The sequence below is a fragment of the Comamonas humi genome, from assembly GCF_054782535.1.
The window spans coordinates 193,136-207,824 of the sequence record NZ_BAAGSH010000008.1 but is presented as its reverse complement, the minus strand read 5'-3'; the positions used below and the strand labels follow the sequence as shown (position 1 = coordinate 207,824).

Annotated in this window: 12 protein-coding genes and 8 tRNA genes; all 20 read right to left on the bottom strand. The window is 67.8% G+C overall.

Features of this window, described 5'->3' with window-relative positions:
• Positions 1-12: 12 nt before the first annotated feature.
• The 20 genes from ACYVKR_RS10890 to ACYVKR_RS10795 all read right to left on the bottom strand — a co-directional run bounded on the left by ACYVKR_RS10890 (position 13) and on the right by ACYVKR_RS10795 (position 14,655).
• Positions 13-738: a ferredoxin--NADP reductase gene (locus tag ACYVKR_RS10890; protein ID WP_460480911.1), complete on the bottom strand. Its 726-nt coding sequence runs from the start codon at positions 736-738 to the stop codon at positions 13-15.
• Positions 739-895: 157 nt separating this feature from the next.
• Positions 896-972, bottom strand: a tRNA-Asp gene (locus tag ACYVKR_RS10885).
• 44 nt (positions 973-1,016) lie between these two features.
• Positions 1,017-1,092, bottom strand: a tRNA-Glu gene (locus tag ACYVKR_RS10880).
• A 47-nt stretch (positions 1,093-1,139) separates the two neighbouring features.
• Positions 1,140-1,216, bottom strand: a tRNA-Asp gene (locus ACYVKR_RS10875).
• Positions 1,217-1,260: 44 nt separating this feature from the next.
• Positions 1,261-1,336 (bottom strand) — tRNA-Glu (locus ACYVKR_RS10870).
• A 27-nt stretch (positions 1,337-1,363) separates the two neighbouring features.
• Positions 1,364-1,439: transfer RNA gene (locus ACYVKR_RS10865), tRNA-Ala, on the bottom strand.
• Between the two features lie 11 nt (positions 1,440-1,450).
• Positions 1,451-1,527 (bottom strand) — tRNA-Asp (locus ACYVKR_RS10860).
• 44 nt (positions 1,528-1,571) lie between these two features.
• Positions 1,572-1,647 (bottom strand) — tRNA-Glu (locus ACYVKR_RS10855).
• A 13-nt stretch (positions 1,648-1,660) separates the two neighbouring features.
• Positions 1,661-1,736 (bottom strand) — tRNA-Ala (locus ACYVKR_RS10850).
• A gap of 64 nt (positions 1,737-1,800) precedes the next feature.
• Positions 1,801-3,198 carry a glutamate--tRNA ligase gene (gene gltX / locus ACYVKR_RS10845; protein ID WP_460480909.1) on the bottom strand — a complete coding sequence of 466 codons (1,398 nt, stop codon included), beginning with the start codon at positions 3,196-3,198 and terminating at the stop codon, positions 1,801-1,803.
• A 2-nt stretch (positions 3,199-3,200) separates the two neighbouring features.
• Positions 3,201-4,415 (bottom strand): PLP-dependent aminotransferase family protein, encoded by a 1,215-nt coding sequence (locus ACYVKR_RS10840; RefSeq protein WP_460480908.1) that lies wholly within the window; start codon positions 4,413-4,415, stop codon positions 3,201-3,203.
• A 29-nt stretch (positions 4,416-4,444) separates the two neighbouring features.
• Positions 4,445-5,950 carry an amidophosphoribosyltransferase gene (gene purF / locus ACYVKR_RS10835; RefSeq protein ID WP_460480907.1) on the bottom strand — a complete coding sequence of 502 codons (1,506 nt, stop codon included), beginning with the start codon at positions 5,948-5,950 and terminating at the stop codon, positions 4,445-4,447.
• Between the two features lie 17 nt (positions 5,951-5,967).
• Positions 5,968-6,507 (bottom strand): CvpA family protein, encoded by a 540-nt coding sequence (locus tag ACYVKR_RS10830; protein WP_460480906.1) that lies wholly within the window; start codon positions 6,505-6,507, stop codon positions 5,968-5,970.
• Positions 6,508-6,539: 32 nt separating this feature from the next.
• Positions 6,540-7,502 carry an SPOR domain-containing protein gene (locus ACYVKR_RS10825; RefSeq protein WP_460480904.1) on the bottom strand — a complete coding sequence of 321 codons (963 nt, stop codon included), beginning with the start codon at positions 7,500-7,502 and terminating at the stop codon, positions 6,540-6,542.
• Between the two features lie 8 nt (positions 7,503-7,510).
• Complete coding sequence (gene folC, locus ACYVKR_RS10820; protein ID WP_460480903.1) at positions 7,511-8,833, bottom strand: bifunctional tetrahydrofolate synthase/dihydrofolate synthase; 1,323 nt, start codon at positions 8,831-8,833, stop codon at positions 7,511-7,513.
• Positions 8,834-8,994: 161 nt separating this feature from the next.
• A complete protein-coding gene (dgoD, locus tag ACYVKR_RS10815; protein ID WP_460480902.1) occupies positions 8,995-10,143 on the bottom strand; it encodes a D-galactonate dehydratase in 1,149 nt (382 codons plus the stop codon).
• Between the two features lie 28 nt (positions 10,144-10,171).
• The gene (locus ACYVKR_RS10810; protein ID WP_460480901.1) at positions 10,172-10,810 is read right to left on the bottom strand and encodes a 2-dehydro-3-deoxy-6-phosphogalactonate aldolase; all 639 of its coding nucleotides are present in this window, start codon (positions 10,808-10,810) and stop codon (positions 10,172-10,174) included.
• An 8-nt stretch (positions 10,811-10,818) separates the two neighbouring features.
• Entirely contained in the window at positions 10,819-11,799 is a 981-nt protein-coding gene (locus tag ACYVKR_RS10805) for a 2-dehydro-3-deoxygalactonokinase (RefSeq protein ID WP_460480900.1), read from the bottom strand.
• 719 nt (positions 11,800-12,518) lie between these two features.
• On the bottom strand, positions 12,519-13,556 hold the full coding sequence (locus ACYVKR_RS10800) for an L-idonate 5-dehydrogenase (protein ID WP_460480899.1): 1,038 nt from the start codon (positions 13,554-13,556) through the stop codon (positions 12,519-12,521).
• Positions 13,557-13,635: 79 nt separating this feature from the next.
• Entirely contained in the window at positions 13,636-14,655 is a 1,020-nt protein-coding gene (locus ACYVKR_RS10795) for a DctP family TRAP transporter solute-binding subunit (RefSeq protein WP_460480898.1), read from the bottom strand.
• Between the last annotated feature and the right edge of the window lie 34 nt (positions 14,656-14,689).

The window sequence follows — 14,689 nt, the reverse complement described above, 5'->3', positions numbered from 1 at the left end:
CTCACGGCAGGCTCAATAGCCATCGAATCCTTCGCTACACACGGCCTCCGGCGGCACGCCCGCGTCGGCCAGCACCTGCTGCATGGACTCGACCATGGCCGGCGGCCCGGCCACATAGAAGATGGGTGCGGGCAGCGGCTTGGCCACCGCCGCGAGCAGTTCGCGGTCGACCGCACCGGTGTGGCCACTCCAGGGCAGGCCGGCGTGCGCCAGCCGTGTCATGGTAGCGAGCAGGCCGAACTGCGGGTTCTTCACCTCCATGCGCTTGAGTTCACCGAGGAAGGCCGCCTCCTCGGGCCGGTGGTTCGCATAAACCAGTCGCAATGGCTGCGGCGACTGCTCGTGCGCCGCATGGCGCAGCATGCTCATGAAGGGGGTGATGCCTATGCCTCCGGCAATGCATACAGCGGCATGCTCGGGGCCGCCCCGCAGGCACAGCTCGCCGAAGGGGCCGTCGATCTGGATGGCAGAGCCTATGGGCAACCGGCCCAGGGCGTTCTTGAACGGCGTATCGCGCATGCGGGTGGCGATGGTCAGGTCGTTCTCGTGCGGTGCGCTGACGATGGAGAACGCATGGACCCCGTCGCGCGGATCGGCCGCGGATGCGGGCTGGCGCAGCACCAGGTCCATCGCCTGCCCGGGCACGAACCCGAAGCCGGCGGGCTTTTCGAAATGGAAGGCCATCGTGCCTTCCGCAATCTGCTCGCGGCGCAGGAGCCGGGTGGAGAGCATGGCCATGGGACACCTCCTGTCGGATGCGCGGGAATGCCATTGCAGGCGGGCGACCTCGCCCCAGCGCTTCCGTCATTGGATGGCGCAGCGGCTGCACGCGTTCCCGACAGGGCCAGCATAAAGAAAAAGCCGCTTTGCACTGGCAAAGCGGCTTTTAGCGATATGGCGGAGTGGACGGGACTCGAACCCGCGACCCCCGGCGTGACAGGCCGGTATTCTAACCAACTGAACTACCACTCCTGGCAGACAGCTTTTGCGCTCTTGCGAGCCAAGTGCTGCAAACTTGGCGACCCTACGGGGATTCGAACCCCGGTACTCACCGTGAAAGGGTGATGTCCTAGGCCTCTAGACGATAGGGTCGTAACCAGGACTGGCTGTGCGGCAGGCGGGCTGCCGACGATGAAATCTGGCGGAGTGGACGGGACTCGAACCCGCGACCCCCGGCGTGACAGGCCGGTATTCTAACCAACTGAACTACCACTCCTGGCAGACAGCTTTTGCGCCCTTGCGGGCCAAGCGCTGTGGACTTGGCGACCCTACGGGGATTCGAACCCCGGTACTCACCGTGAAAGGGTGATGTCCTAGGCCTCTAGACGATAGGGTCAATTCCTAGAACTTGCGTTCTGTATCTTGGTGGAGGTAAACGGGATCGAACCGATGACCTCTTGCATGCCATGCAAGCGCTCTCCCAGCTGAGCTATACCCCCAAGGGAATCTGTGGCGGAGTGGACGGGACTCGAACCCGCGACCCCCGGCGTGACAGGCCGGTATTCTAACCAACTGAACTACCACTCCTGGCAGACAGCTTTTGCGCTCTTGCGAGCCAAGTGCTGCAAACTTGGCGACCCTACGGGGATTCGAACCCCGGTACTCACCGTGAAAGGGTGATGTCCTAGGCCTCTAGACGATAGGGTCGTAACCTAAAACTTGGTGGAGGTAAACGGGATCGAACCGATGACCTCTTGCATGCCATGCAAGCGCTCTCCCAGCTGAGCTATACCCCCAAATTTCTTGAGCCGTTTGAGCATTTCATCCGACTCCCGAAAGACTGCAATTATAGGATGAATTTCAGCGCTTTTGAAGTCTTTCGATAATTTTTTCACGACCGAGCAATGCGAGCATGGCATCGACCGATGGCGTATGGGGCGTACCCGCCGTCAGCACCCGCACCGGCATGGCTAGTTGGGGCATCTTGATGCCATGGTCCTTGAGCACCTGCTTGAAGGCAGCGGCGATCGATTCCTTGCTCCAGTCGCCCTGCTCCAGGGCCTGCAGCAGGCTGTCGATGGCCGGCGTGATCGCGGGCGTGACGTGCTGCGCCAGGTCTTCGGCCGAAGGCTGGACGTCCTGGTAAAACATGCGCGCCCATTGCGCCAGGTCCACCAGCGTGTCACAGCGGTCCTTGAACAAGCCGCAGATGCGCGGCAGGCGGCCGTCGGCCAGGTCCTTGCCGTCGACGCCCAGCTTCTGCACAAAGGGCACCAGCATGGCGGCCAGCGCATCGTCCGGCGTGGACTTGATGTGCTGGGCGTTGACCCAGCGCAGCTTGGCCTCGTCGAACTGGCCAGCGCTGCGGCCCAGGTGGTCGAGGTCGAACCACTCCAGGAACTGCTGGCGGCTGAAGATCTCGTCGTCGCCGTGGCTCCAGCCCAGACGGGCCAGGTAGTTGACCATGGCATCGGGCAGGTAGCCTTCGTCGCGATACTGCGTGACGGGCTTGGCGCCGTTGCGCTTGCTCATCTTCTCGCCCTGCTCGTTGAGCACGGTGGGCAGGTGGGCGAAGGTCGGCACGTGCGCACCCAGCGCCTCGAAGATGTGGATCTGGCGCGGCGTGTTGTTGACGTGGTCGTCGCCCCGGATGACATGGGTGATGGCCATGTCCATATCGTCCACGCAGACGCAGAAGTTGTAGGTGGGCGTGCCGTCGGGGCGGGCGATCACCAGATCGTCGAGCTCGGAGTTCTGGAACTCGATGCGGCCCTTGCACTTATCGTCCCAGCCGACCACGCCGGTCTGCGGCGTCTTGAATCGCAGCACGGGCTTGACGCCTTCGGGCACGGGCGGCAGCACCTTGCCGAGCTCGGGGCGCCAGGTGCCGTCGTAGCGCGGCTTTTCCTTGTTGGCCATCTGCTTTTCGCGCAGCGCGTCCAGCTCCTCCATGCTCATATAGCAGGGATAGACATCGCCCTTGTCGAGCAGCGTGGCCAGCACCTGCTTGTAGCGCTCCATGCGCTGCATCTGGTAGAACGGGCCCTCGTCGTGGCCCAGCTGCAGCCAGGCCATGCCTTCGAGGATCACATCGACCGAGGCCTGCGTGGAGCGCTCCACGTCGGTGTCCTCGATGCGCAGGATGAACACGCCCTGGTTGGCACGTGCAAACGCCCAGGGGTACAGCGCCGAGCGGATGTTGCCCAGGTGGATGAAGCCCGTGGGGGACGGGGCGAAACGGGTGCGTACTTGGGTCATTTCTATTTATTCAGGCTGGACAGGCCGCGCAACAAATCGTCTTGGATGTCTTCCACGTGCTCCAGGCCCACGGCGAGCCGGATGACGCCTTGGCTGATGCCGGCGGCCTGGCGCTGCGCCTCGGTCAGGCGGCCGTGCGAGGTGGTGGCCGGGTGGCTGATGATGGTCTTGGTGTCGCCCAGGTTCGTGGCCAGCGAGAGCAGCCGGCAGCTGTCGAGCACATGGAAGGCCTTGGCCCGGGCTTCCTCGGGCGTGTCGCCCGCCAGCTCGAACGACAGCACGCCGCCGCCCAGGCCGTTCTGCTGGCGCATCGCCAGCTCGTGCTGCGGGTGCGAAGGCAGGCCCGGATAGAGCACGCGGGCGACCTGGGGCTGCGCCTCCAGCCAGCGGGCGATGGCCAGCGTGTTTTCGCAATGTGCCTTGACGCGCACGGCCAGGGTTTCCATGCCCTTGAGCACCACCCAGGCGTTGAAAGGCGACAGCACCATGCCGGCGGTGCGCACCACGGGCGCGAACTTCTCGGTCACGAGCTGCTTGCTGGCGCACAGCGCGCCGGCCATCACGCGGCCCTGGCCGTCCAGGTACTTGGTGCCCGAGTGCATGACGATGTCGGCGCCCAGGCTCAGCGGCTTTTGCAGGATGGGCGTGGCGAAGGCGTTGTCAACGGCCAGCAGCGCACCGGCCTGGTGGGCGATGTCGGCCAGCGCGGCGATGTCGCAGACCTCGGTGAGCGGGTTGGTCGGCGTCTCGGCGAACAGCAGCTTCGTGTTCGGGCGCACGGCGGCGCGCCATTCATCCACATCGGTCTGCGAGCAGAAGGTGGTTTCCACGCCGAACTTGCCAAACTCCTTGGCGAACAGGTTGAGCGTGGAGCCGAACATGGAGCGTGACAGGATGACATGGTCGCCCGCCTTCAGCAGACCCATGATCATCATCAGGATGGCGCCCATGCCGCTGGCCGCGCCGATGGCGGCCTCGGCCCCTTCGAGCGCCGCCAGGCGCTGTTCAAAACTGGTGACCGTGGGGTTGGACGTGCGCGCGTAGGTATAGCCCTCGCCGCTGGCGAAGCGCTCGGCCGACGTGGCGGCATCGGGCTGCACGAAGCCGGTGGTGAGGTACAGCGTTTCGGAGTTCTCGCCGTACTGGCTGGGCGGGATGGCCGCGCGGATGGCCAGCGTCTCGGGCCGCAGGCCGGGGGGCAGGGATTTGTCAGTCATGCTTGTCGTCGCTCGCAAAAATACGGGGATCAGGCCAGATCGGCGTTCGGCAGCGCCAGGCGCGAGGTGTCGGCATCGTCCTCTTCCGCCTGAGTGCGCCCTTCGTTGAGGCGCGAGATGCCGTCGGCCGTGATGTTGCCGGTGACGTACACGCCGTCGAAGCACGAGGCCTCGAAGCCGCTCACGCCGGCATTGAGGCGGCCCACGGCCGACTTCATCGCGTCCACGTCCTGGTAGATCAGCGCATCGCAGCCGATGTAGGCGCGGATGTCCTCCAGCGAGCGGCCATGGGCCACCAGCTCGCTGGCCGTGGGCATGTCGATGCCATAGACGTTGGGATAGCGCACCGGCGGCGCGGCGCTGGCCAGGTAGACCTTGTTGGCGCCGGCGTCGCGCGCCATCTGCACGATCTCGCGGCTGGTGGTGCCGCGCACGATGGAGTCGTCCACCAGCAGCACGTTGCGGCCCTTGAACTCGCTGGCGATGGCGTTGAGCTTCTGGCGCACCGATTTCTTGCGCACACCCTGGCCGGGCATGATGAAGGTGCGGCCCACGTAGCGGTTCTTGACGAAGCCCTCGCGGTACGGGATGCCCAGGCGGTAGGCCAGCTGCATGGCGCTGGGCCGGCTCGATTCGGGGATCGGGATCACCGCATCGATCTGGTTCGGCGGCACGGTGGAGATCACGCGCTTGGCCAGCGTCTCGCCCAGGTTCAGGCGGGCCTGGTAGACCGACATGCCGTCGAGCACCGAGTCAGGCCGTGCCAGGTAGACGAATTCGAAAATGCAGGGGTGCAGTTGCGGGTTCTCAGCGCACTGCTCGAAGGTGATCTCGCCGCTGGCGGATACGTACATCGCCTCGCCCGGCGCAATGTCACGCTCCAGCACCTGCGAGGTGCCTTCGAGCGCCACCGATTCGCTGGCCACCATGATGGTGCCGTCGGCGCCGCGGCCCATGCACAGCGGGCGGATGCCGTTCGGGTCGCGGAAGGCCACCAGGCCATGCCCGGCGATCAGCGCGATCACTGCATACGAGCCCTGGATGCGCTTGTGCACGGCGCGCACCGCGCGGAACACGTCTTCCTTCTGCAGCGGCACGCCGCGGGTGGCGCGCTCCAGCTCGTGCGCGAAGACGTTGAGCAGCACCTCCGAGTCGCTCTCGGTGTTGGTGTGGCGGTGGTCGGTGGAGAACAGCTCCTTGCGCAGCTCCACGGCGTTGGTGAGGTTGCCGTTGTGCACCAGCACGATGCCGAAGGGCGCATTCACGTAGAAAGGCTGGGCCTCTTCTTCGCTGTAGGCGTTGCCCGCCGTGGGGTAGCGCACCTGCCCCAGGCCCACATTGCCCGGCAGCGCGCGCATGTTGCGGGTACGGAACACGTCCTTCACCATGCCCTTGGCCTTGTGCATGAAGAACTTGCGTTCCTGCTGCGTCACGATGCCGGCGGCATCCTGGCCTCGGTGCTGCAGCAGCAGCAGCGCGTCATAGATCAATTGGTTGACCGGGGCGTTGCTGACGACTCCGACAATTCCACACATAGTTGCGTTCCAGATTTTTAGCGGGGTTCACCCACGACCTGCGAAGCAGTCTCTAGCGACTGATTCACCAACGAAGACCAACGCTCCCCCATTTCCTGGGGCAGCCAGGGCTGCAGCTTCGAGACCACAGCCACCAGATGGGGCGCCACGGTGGAAGTCTTCCAGAGTTCCGAATCCCGCAATGGCGTCCAGAGAAAAATCAGGGCCACCAGCACCAGCAGCAAGCTGCCGCGCGCCAGCCCGAACAGCGCCCCCATGGCGCGGTCGGCCGGGCGCAGCCCCACCGACTTGACCAGCTTGCCCACCAGCCAGATGGCAAAGCTGCAGGCAAACATGGCGGCGATGAAGAGCAGCACGAAACCGGCGCCGGTGCGTATGCCTTCATCCATCTCGGTGATGGGCAGCCAGTGCCCCACCGCCGCGCCCCAAGTGCGCGCCACCACGAAAGCGACGATCCAGCTGCACAGCGACAGCACCTCGAACACCAGGCCGCGCCAGGCCCCGACGACCACGGAGCCCACCGCCACCACGACGAAAAACCAGTCCAATGCCGACACTTGGAACGCTTCTCAGCCAGCCACCGGCAGCATCACATCGGCACCAGCGATGCGGACAGGCCCTGCGCCTTGACCCGGGCCGCGGCCTTGTCGGCCTCTTCCTTGCTGGCGAAGGGGCCCACGCGCACGCGCACCACCTTCTTGCCATTGGCCGCGTTCACGTTCTGGGTGAAGGCCGACACGCCGGCCATCTGCAGCTTGGCGCGCACCTCGGCGGCCTTGTCGGCATCGGCAAACGCGCCCACCTGCACCACGTACTTGCTGCTGGCCGCCGGCGCCTCGGGCTTGGGCGCAGCCGCCGCTGCTGCCGCGGCGGTGCGCCCTTCCATCATCGCGCGGATGCGGTCGGCGTCGTCGCTGTCGCGCTTGGGCTTTTCCGGCTTGGGCTCGGGCTTGGGTTTGGCTTCCGGTTTCGGCTCGGGCTTCGCTTCGGGCTTGGCTTCCGGCTTCGGCTTGGCCTCGGGCTTGTGTTCGGGTTTGGGCTCCGGCTTGGGCTCGGGTTTCGGCTTCGCCTCGGGCTTGGGCTCAGGCTTGGCTTCGGGCTTGGGGGCGCTGGCCACGGCCTGGCTGCGGGCGGCGGCGGTGGCCGCAGCGCCAGCTGCAGCGGCCGCTGCGGCGCTGCGCGCATCCACGCCGGAGCGCGGCTCCTGCACGATCTCTTCGCCGGCGCCCAGGCTGTCCTGCACTGCGGGATTGGCGGGGCGGCCGGCTTGCGCCGCGCCGCGGTCGGGCACGGACGGCACCGTCAGGGCCGCCACTTTTTCCTTGTCGGGGATCTCGATGGACGCATTCACCGCCACCGGGCGCGGCTGGGTGTCGAACAGCAGCGGAAAGCCCAGGATCGCGGCCAGCACCAGCAGCGTGGCGCCGATCAGGCGATGGCGCGCGCGGCGGCGCATGGCCTCGACGCTTTCCACCGACGCGTTGCGCGCGCCGCGGATGACACGTTCGGGCTCCTGCTTCTTGCCGGGCCACCGGAGTTTGAAAAATGCCATGGAGTGGGTCAATCGTTCAGATGCTTGGCTTTCAGGCGGGGAATTCCGTCTTTCAGCACCCCGCCCACCGTATAGAACGAACCAAAAACCACGATTCTATCAGCGCCCTCCGCCGCCTCCAGGGCGGCCTGCAGCGCCTGCATGGGATCGGCGTGGGTGCTGGTGGTGACGTTGCGGTGCCCGCCAGCCGCCATCTGCAGCGCGTTCCATTTCTGCTGCAGCACGGCGGCCTTTTCGGCGCGCGGCGTGGGCAGGTCGGTGAAGTACCAGCGGTCGATGACCGGGCCTATCTTCTGCAGCATCGGCGTCAGGTCCTTGTCGTGCATGGCGCCGAACACGGCGTGCGTGGTCGGGTGGTAGCCCATGGCGTCGAGGTTGGCGGTGAGCGCCGCGATGGCGTGCGGGTTGTGGCCCACGTCGAGCACCAGCGTGGGCTCGCCCGGCACGATCTGGAATCGCCCGGGCAGCTCGACCATGGCCAGGCCGTTGCGCACGGCCTGCGCGGTGACGGGCAGGCGCTGGCGCAGCGCTTCGAGCGCCGCCAGCACGCCGGCCGCGTTGACGAGCTGGTTGGCGCCGCGCAGCGCCGGGTAGGCCATGCCCGAGTAGCGCCGGCCGCGCCCGGCCCAGCTCCACTGCTGCTGGTCGCCGTCGTAGTTGAAGTCGCGGCCGAAGCGCCACAGGTCGGCGCCGATGGCGGCGGCATGGTCGATCACGCTCTGCGGCGGCACCGGGTCGCTGACGATCACCGGGCGGCCGGGGCGCATGATGCCGGCCTTCTCGCGGCCGATGCTGTCGCGGTCGGGGCCGAGCAGCTCGGTGTGGTCGAGGTCGATGCTGGTGATGACGGCGCAGTCGGCGTCGATGATGTTGGTGGCGTCGAGCCGCCCGCCCAGGCCCACCTCGAGGATGGCGACGTCGAGCTTGGCCAGCGACATCAGCCGCAGGATGGCCAGCGTGGTGAATTCGAAGTAGCTCAGCGACACCTCGGGCGCCGCCAGCCGCGCTGCCTCCACCTCCTCGAACTGCGGCAGCAGCTCGTCGGCGGTGACGATCTCGCCGCGCAGGCGGCAGCGTTCCTCGAAATGCACCAGGTGCGGCGAGGTGAACACGCCGGTGCGGTAGCCGGCCGACAGCGCCACCGCCTCCAGCATGGCGCAGGTCGATCCCTTGCCGTTGGTGCCCGCCACGGTGATGACGGGGCAGTCGAAGCGCAGTTGCAGGCGGCGCGCGACTTCGCTCACGCGGGCCAGGCCCATGTCGATGGCCTGGGGATGCAGGCTTTCGCAGTGCGCGAGCCAAGCATCCAGGGTGGGGAATGTGGTGTGCATACGGGGCCGTATTGTGGCCGAGCCGCGCTTTCCCCCGCGCGAGTCGGGCTTGTTGCCCCACAAAAATGAGAGCTGCTGGCGCTCTCTACCAAAGGATTTCAATAGGCTTTGTATTGGAAACCCTTGTATATCAAGCGCCAGCAGCTCTTTTTTTTTGGGAGTCACCACTCGGCCACGCTGCCGTCGGCGTGGCGCCACACCGGGTTGCGCCAGCGGTGGCCTTCCTTGGCGCGCTCGGCCACGTAGGCCTCGTTGACCTCGATGCCCAGCCCCGGCCCGCCGGGGATGGCGACGTAGCCGTCGCGGTAGTCGAAGGCCTCGGGGTTGTGCACGTAGTCGAGCAGGTCGTTGCTCTGGTTGTAGTGGATGCCCAGGCTCTGCTCCTGGATGAAGGCGTTGTACGAGACCGCGTCGATCTGCAGGTTGGCCGCCAGCGCGATCGGCCCCAGCGGGCAGTGCAGGGCCACCGCCACGTCGTGGGCCTCGGCCATGGCGGCGATCTTGCAGGTCTCGGTGATGCCGCCGGCGTGCGACGGGTCGGGCTGGATGATGTCCACACCGCCATGCGCGAAGACGCGCTTGAAATCCCAGCGCGAGTACAGCCGCTCGCCCAGCGCGATGGGCGCGGCGCCGATGGCGGCCAGCTCGGGGATCACCTCGAGGTGCTCGCTGAGCACCGGCTCCTCGATGAACATCAGGTCGAACTCGCGCAGCTCGCGCATCAGCACCTTGGCCATGGGCTTGTGCACGCGGCCGTGGAAGTCCACGCCGATGCCGATGTGCTTGCCCACGGCCTCGCGGATCATGGCCACGTTGGCCACGGCCTGCTCGACCTTGGCATGGCTGTCGATGTACTGCATCTCCTCGGTGCCGTTCATCTTGACCGCGGTGAAGCCGCGCGCCACGGCGGCCTGGGCCTGGGCGGCGGTGTCGGCCGGGCGGTCGCCGCCGATCCACGAGTACACGCGGATCCTGTCGCGCACCGGGCCGCCGAGCAGTTCGTGCACCGGCACGCCCAGCGCCTTGCCCTTGATGTCCCACAGCGCCTGGTCCACGCCGGCGATGGCGCTCATCATCACCGGCCCGCCGCGGTAGAAGCCCGAGCGGTACATCACGTTCCACAGGTCCTGCACATGGCGCGGGTCGCGCCCGACCAGGTAGTCGGACAGCTCGTCGACCGCTGCGGCCACGGTGTGGGCCCGGCCCTCGACCACGGGCTCGCCCCAGCCGACGACGCCCTCGTCGGTCTCGATCTTGAGGAAGCACCAGCGCGGCGGGACGATGAAGGTGGTGAGTTTGGTGATTTTCATGGGTGACAGCGAAGAAGAAAGGGAAAGGTCAGCGGCCGGCGGCCAGTTCGGCCCAGCGCCGCTGGAAGGCCAGCGCCTGCTCGCGGATCTGCGCCACGCCCTGGCCGGGCTTGAACAGCGCCGAGCCCAGGCCGAAGCCCGAGGCGCCGGCCTGCAGGTACTCGGCCATGTTGGCTGGCGTGATGCCGCCCACCGGCAGCAGGCCGATATCCGCCGGGATGACGGCGCGCCAGGCCTTGAGCACCGCCGGCCCGAGCTGCTCGGCCGGAAACATCTTCAGCGCCGCGGCGCCCGCGGCCAGCGCCGCGAAGGCCTCGGTGGGCGTGGCCACGCCGGGCACGCAATGAAGGCCTGCCGCACGGGCGTGGGCGATGACGGCCACATCCGCATGCGGCATCACGATGAGGTCGCCGCCGGCGGCGCGCACCGCGTCCACCACCGCGGTGGACAGCACCGTGCCGGCGCCGATGCGGCAGTCCGCCGGCAGTGCCGCGCGCAGGCGGGTGATGCTCTGCAGCGGCTCGGGCGAGTTCATCGGCACCTCGATCAGGCGAAAGCCGGTCTCGTACAGCGCCTGGCCGACGGCCACGCTCTCGTCCGGCGTGAGCCCGCGCAGGATGGCGACCAGGCCGCGCAAAAAGTCTGGGGTGGGGGTGAAGGAATGCATGCTCGTCCTCAAATGGAAGCGGTGGTTGCGGCGATGGCCTGCCCCAGGTGCCACAGCCCGGTCTCGGTGGCCTGGGGCAGCCAGCGCGCGTCGGCGATGCCGTGCAGGCGCAGCGCCTGCAGGTAGCGGCCGCACAGCGCCTCGTCACCGATCAGCCAGATATCGGGCGGCGCGCTGCCCCACTGGCGCGCCAGCGCCTGCACCTCGTGGCCGATCAGCAGGCCCGAGAGGTAGTCGGGCTGCTCGGCGGGCGCGAGCGCCCCGGTCAGCCCCAGCGTGCGGCTGCTGAAGATGGTGCCTAGCGCGCCCTGGACGCCCAGCTGCGAGGCGGCGACGCGCAGGCCGCGCTCGAAGGCCGCGGGCTGCAGCGGGCCGCCGCGCTCCATGGTGCGGCCTAGGATGGTGTGGTTGCACAGCGCGGTATAGACCTCGCCGGTCATGAAGGTGTCGAAGTGGACCACCCTGCCCTGCTCGACGCGCGCCCACTTGCTGTGCGTGCCGGGCAGGCCGATCACCAGCGGCCGGCCGGTCTCCGGCGCCTGTTCCAGCAGCGCGCCGAAGATCTGCGTCTCCTCGCCACGCATCACGTTGGGCAGCTCGCCGTGCTCGATCAGGCCGGGCAGGATGTGCAGCCGCTTGCCGGCGAAAGGCCCGCCCAGCGCATCCAGCGGCACGGCCGTGGCGCGCGAGGCCAGCTGGCCCAGCCCCGTGGGCACGGGCACATAGGCAGCCTCGCGCCAGCCCTGGGCGCTGCCGACCATGCCGCAGGCCACGAGCGGCGCGCCGGGGCTGGCGGCCACCCAGTCGCCCACCAGCGCCGACAGCGCCTGGGCAAAGCCGGCCTCGCCCGGCGCGGGCAGCTGGGTGATGCCATGGGGCGAGTGGCGGCGTTCGAGCACCTGGCCGCCCGGGGCGTAGGCGTAGGCGCGCAGGGAGGTGGTGCCCCAGTCGAGGGCGATCAGGGTTGGGGTTAGGGTCGGTGTTTGCATTGTTTCAACCATGGCGCTTCATCAACGAATAGTTTGCTCATTTGCTTTCCGAGGCCGGGTCTCGCCCCGGCGGGCGACTTCCTTTCTTGCCCGCGCAAGAAAGGAAGCAAAGAAAGCGCCCCTGCTGTCTGCGACCCCAACGCCTTGCGTTGGGGCAACCTGTGACGTGACGTTCGCGGGGTGCGCCGCAGAACTCTCTCCGCGCCAAAGGCGCTCCGTTCAAACAACCGCGGCGAGTCAGATAACGAAGCATGCGCGCTCCGACGCGCATGCCACCCCGCAAACGCCACGCCACAGGCACATACAGAAGGGGTGGGGAGACTAGCCGAGCCATCGCTGCGCTCGGCCCCACAAGGCGAGGCCGAGCGCAGCGATGGCCCGTGTGGCTGCTCTTGGGTTCCCTTCTGTCCGTGCCGAGAAGCACAGGGCGCGGGGCCGCATGCGCGTCGGAGCGCGCATGCTTCGTGGTCTGACTTGCTGCGGTTGTCCGAGCGGAGCGCGCCTTGGCGCGCGCAGTCGAGTTCCGCAGCAGGCCCCGCGCCCGAGCATCGCAGGTTGCCCCAGCGCCTGCGGCGCTGGGGTCACGGACAGCAGGGCGCGTTTCTTTGGGTACTTTCTTGTCGCGCGACAAGAAAGTACCTCGCCCGCCGGGGCGAGACCCGGCCTCTGCCCTGCGCCAGCAGAACGAAGCCCATAGTGACCACAAGCCATCAACGCCCTCACTCAAAATTGAGCAACACCTTCATCGCCTGCGTGCGATCCGCCGCCAGCGCAAAGGCCCTTGCCGGGTCTCGGTACGACAGCGTGGCCGAGATCAGCGGCTTCACGTCCACCAGGCGCTTGTTCAGCAACTCCACCGCGGTGGCGAACTCCTCGTGGAAGCGGAAGGTGCCGCGCCAGTCGAACTCCTTGGACACCAGCATGTTCACCGGCAGCGTCATCTCGCCGCCTGAGAGGCCCAGCTGCACGATCACGCCGCGCGGGCGCAGCACGTCGAAGGCGCCTCGCAGCGCGCGCTCGTTGCCGCTGGCCTCCAGCAGCACGTCGAACTGGCCCTTGTCGGCGGCAAAGCGGGCCAGGCCGTCGGGCGATTCGGCCACGTTCACCACCTCGTCCGCCCCCACCTGCAGCGCCTTGGACAGCGGGTGCGCGCTCATGTCGGTGGCCACGATGTGCGCGGCGCCGGCGCGGCGCGCCGCGATGATGGCCAGCGCGCCGATGGGGCCGCAGCCCGTCACCAGCACCTTGCGGCCCAGCAGCGGGCCGGCGCGCTGCACGCCGTGCAGCGCCACGGCCAGCGGCTCGGCCATCGCGCCCTCGGCGTCGCTCACGTGGTCGGCCAGCAGGTGCGCCTGGTGGGGCTCGACCACGATCTGCTGGCGAAAGGCGCCCTGCACATGCGGCATGCGCATGGCGCTGCCGTAGTAGCGCATGTCCAGGCAGTGGTTCTGCAGCCCCTGCTGGCAGAAGCGGCACAGGCCGCAGGGCCGGCTGGGGCTGACGGCGAGCCGCTGGCCCACGGCGAAGCCGCTGGCGCCGGCGCCCAGGGCCTCGATCACGCCGGCCACCTCGTGGCCCAGCACCATCGGCTCCTGGATGCGCACGGTGCCGAAGCCGCCGTGCTGGTAGTAGTGCAGGTCCGAGCCGCAGATGCCGCCGCAGCGCACGCGCACCAGCAGCTGCCCGGGGCCCGGCTCGGGCGTGGGCACGGATTCCACCCGCAGATCGCCGGGTGCGTGGATGACGAGCGCTTCCATATCGAGGAGGTCCTGTTCTTCAAAAAAGAGAGCTGTTCGCGCTTACTGCATAAGCGCTGGAGGCCCAAAATTCTTCAAATCAACGCTTGGCGGCGCGGTAGCTGGCCAGTTCGCCGTAGAAGGCCTTGGCGAAGTCCGGGCCCACCGTGGCCTGGTTCTTGTCGACCACCGGCTGCACGGCCGCGCGGATCTTCTCCAGCTCGGCCGGCGGCATCTCGCCGACAACCATGCCGTGCGACTTGAGCTGCGCCACCACCTCACCGGCCTGGCGCAGCTCCTCGCGGCGCTGCAGGCCGCGCGCCTGCTCGGCGGCCTTCTGCACCGCCTGCTGCTGCGCCGGCGTGAGGCTGGCCCACCACTTTTGCGACGCCACCAGCGCCACCGGCGTGTAGACGTGGTTGGTGATGGTCAGGTACTTCTGCACCTCGTACATCTTGTTGGCGTACATGTCGACCACCGGGTGCTCGTAGCCGTCGAGCGCCTTGATCTCCAGCGCCGGGTAGACCTCGGAGAACGCCATGGGCACGGCGTTCATGCCCATGGCATTGAAGCTGGCCAGAGCCATCGGGCTTTGCATCACGCGCACCTTCAGGCCCTTCATGTCGGCCATCGAGGCCAGCGGCCGCTTGCTGTTGGACATGTTGCGGAAGGCCCCGCCCGCCCATACCAGGCCCTGCATCTTCATGTCGGCCAGGCCGTCGAGCATCCTGCGCCCCACCGGGCCGTCGAGCACGTGGGCGGCCTCGGCATCGCTGGCGAAGAGGAAGGGGAAGTCGAAGATCTGCAATTCCTTCCTGCGCGCGGCGATCGGCGACAGCGCGCCCATGTACAGGTCCTGCGTGCCGCTCTGCACGGCGATCAGCATCTTGTCCTCGCTGCCCAGCGTGGCGCTGCCGTAGACGTCGATGGCCACCTTGCCGCCAGTGGCCTGGGCCACGTCGGCGGCGAACTGCTTCATCGCCACGGCGCGCGGGTGCGAGTCGGTGAACGAATGGCCCAGCCGGGCGCGCTTGGCGTCCTGCGCCTGGGCGGGCGCAAGGCCGGCGAGCAGCAGCGTGGCGCCGGCCACGGCGGCGGCGAGCAAGCGGCGGTGGTTCATGGTCATCTCCTGGTTTTTTAGTCAAATCGGCCTC

Bases quoted from the DNA above. Each gene is read 5' to 3' on its own strand.
- ACYVKR_RS10890 (WP_460480911.1), bottom strand. From the start codon at position 738: ATGGCCATGCTCTCCACCCGGCTCCTGCGCCGCGAGCAGATTGCGGAA.
- gltX (WP_460480909.1), bottom strand. From the start codon at position 3,198: ATGACCCAAGTACGCACCCGTTTCGCCCCGTCCCCCACGGGCTTCATC.
- ACYVKR_RS10840 (WP_460480908.1), bottom strand. From the start codon at position 4,415: ATGACTGACAAATCCCTGCCCCCCGGCCTGCGGCCCGAGACGCTGGCC.
- purF (WP_460480907.1), bottom strand. From the start codon at position 5,950: ATGTGTGGAATTGTCGGAGTCGTCAGCAACGCCCCGGTCAACCAATTG.
- ACYVKR_RS10825 (WP_460480904.1), bottom strand. From the start codon at position 7,502: ATGGCATTTTTCAAACTCCGGTGGCCCGGCAAGAAGCAGGAGCCCGAA.
- folC (WP_460480903.1), bottom strand. From the start codon at position 8,833: ATGCACACCACATTCCCCACCCTGGATGCTTGGCTCGCGCACTGCGAA.
- dgoD (WP_460480902.1), bottom strand. From the start codon at position 10,143: ATGAAAATCACCAAACTCACCACCTTCATCGTCCCGCCGCGCTGGTGC.
- ACYVKR_RS10810 (WP_460480901.1), bottom strand. From the start codon at position 10,810: ATGCATTCCTTCACCCCCACCCCAGACTTTTTGCGCGGCCTGGTCGCC.
- ACYVKR_RS10805 (WP_460480900.1), bottom strand. From the start codon at position 11,799: ATGCAAACACCGACCCTAACCCCAACCCTGATCGCCCTCGACTGGGGC.
- ACYVKR_RS10800 (WP_460480899.1), bottom strand. From the start codon at position 13,556: ATGGAAGCGCTCGTCATCCACGCACCCGGCGATCTGCGGGTGGAATCC.
- ACYVKR_RS10795 (WP_460480898.1), bottom strand. From the start codon at position 14,655: ATGAACCACCGCCGCTTGCTCGCCGCCGCCGTGGCCGGCGCCACGCTG.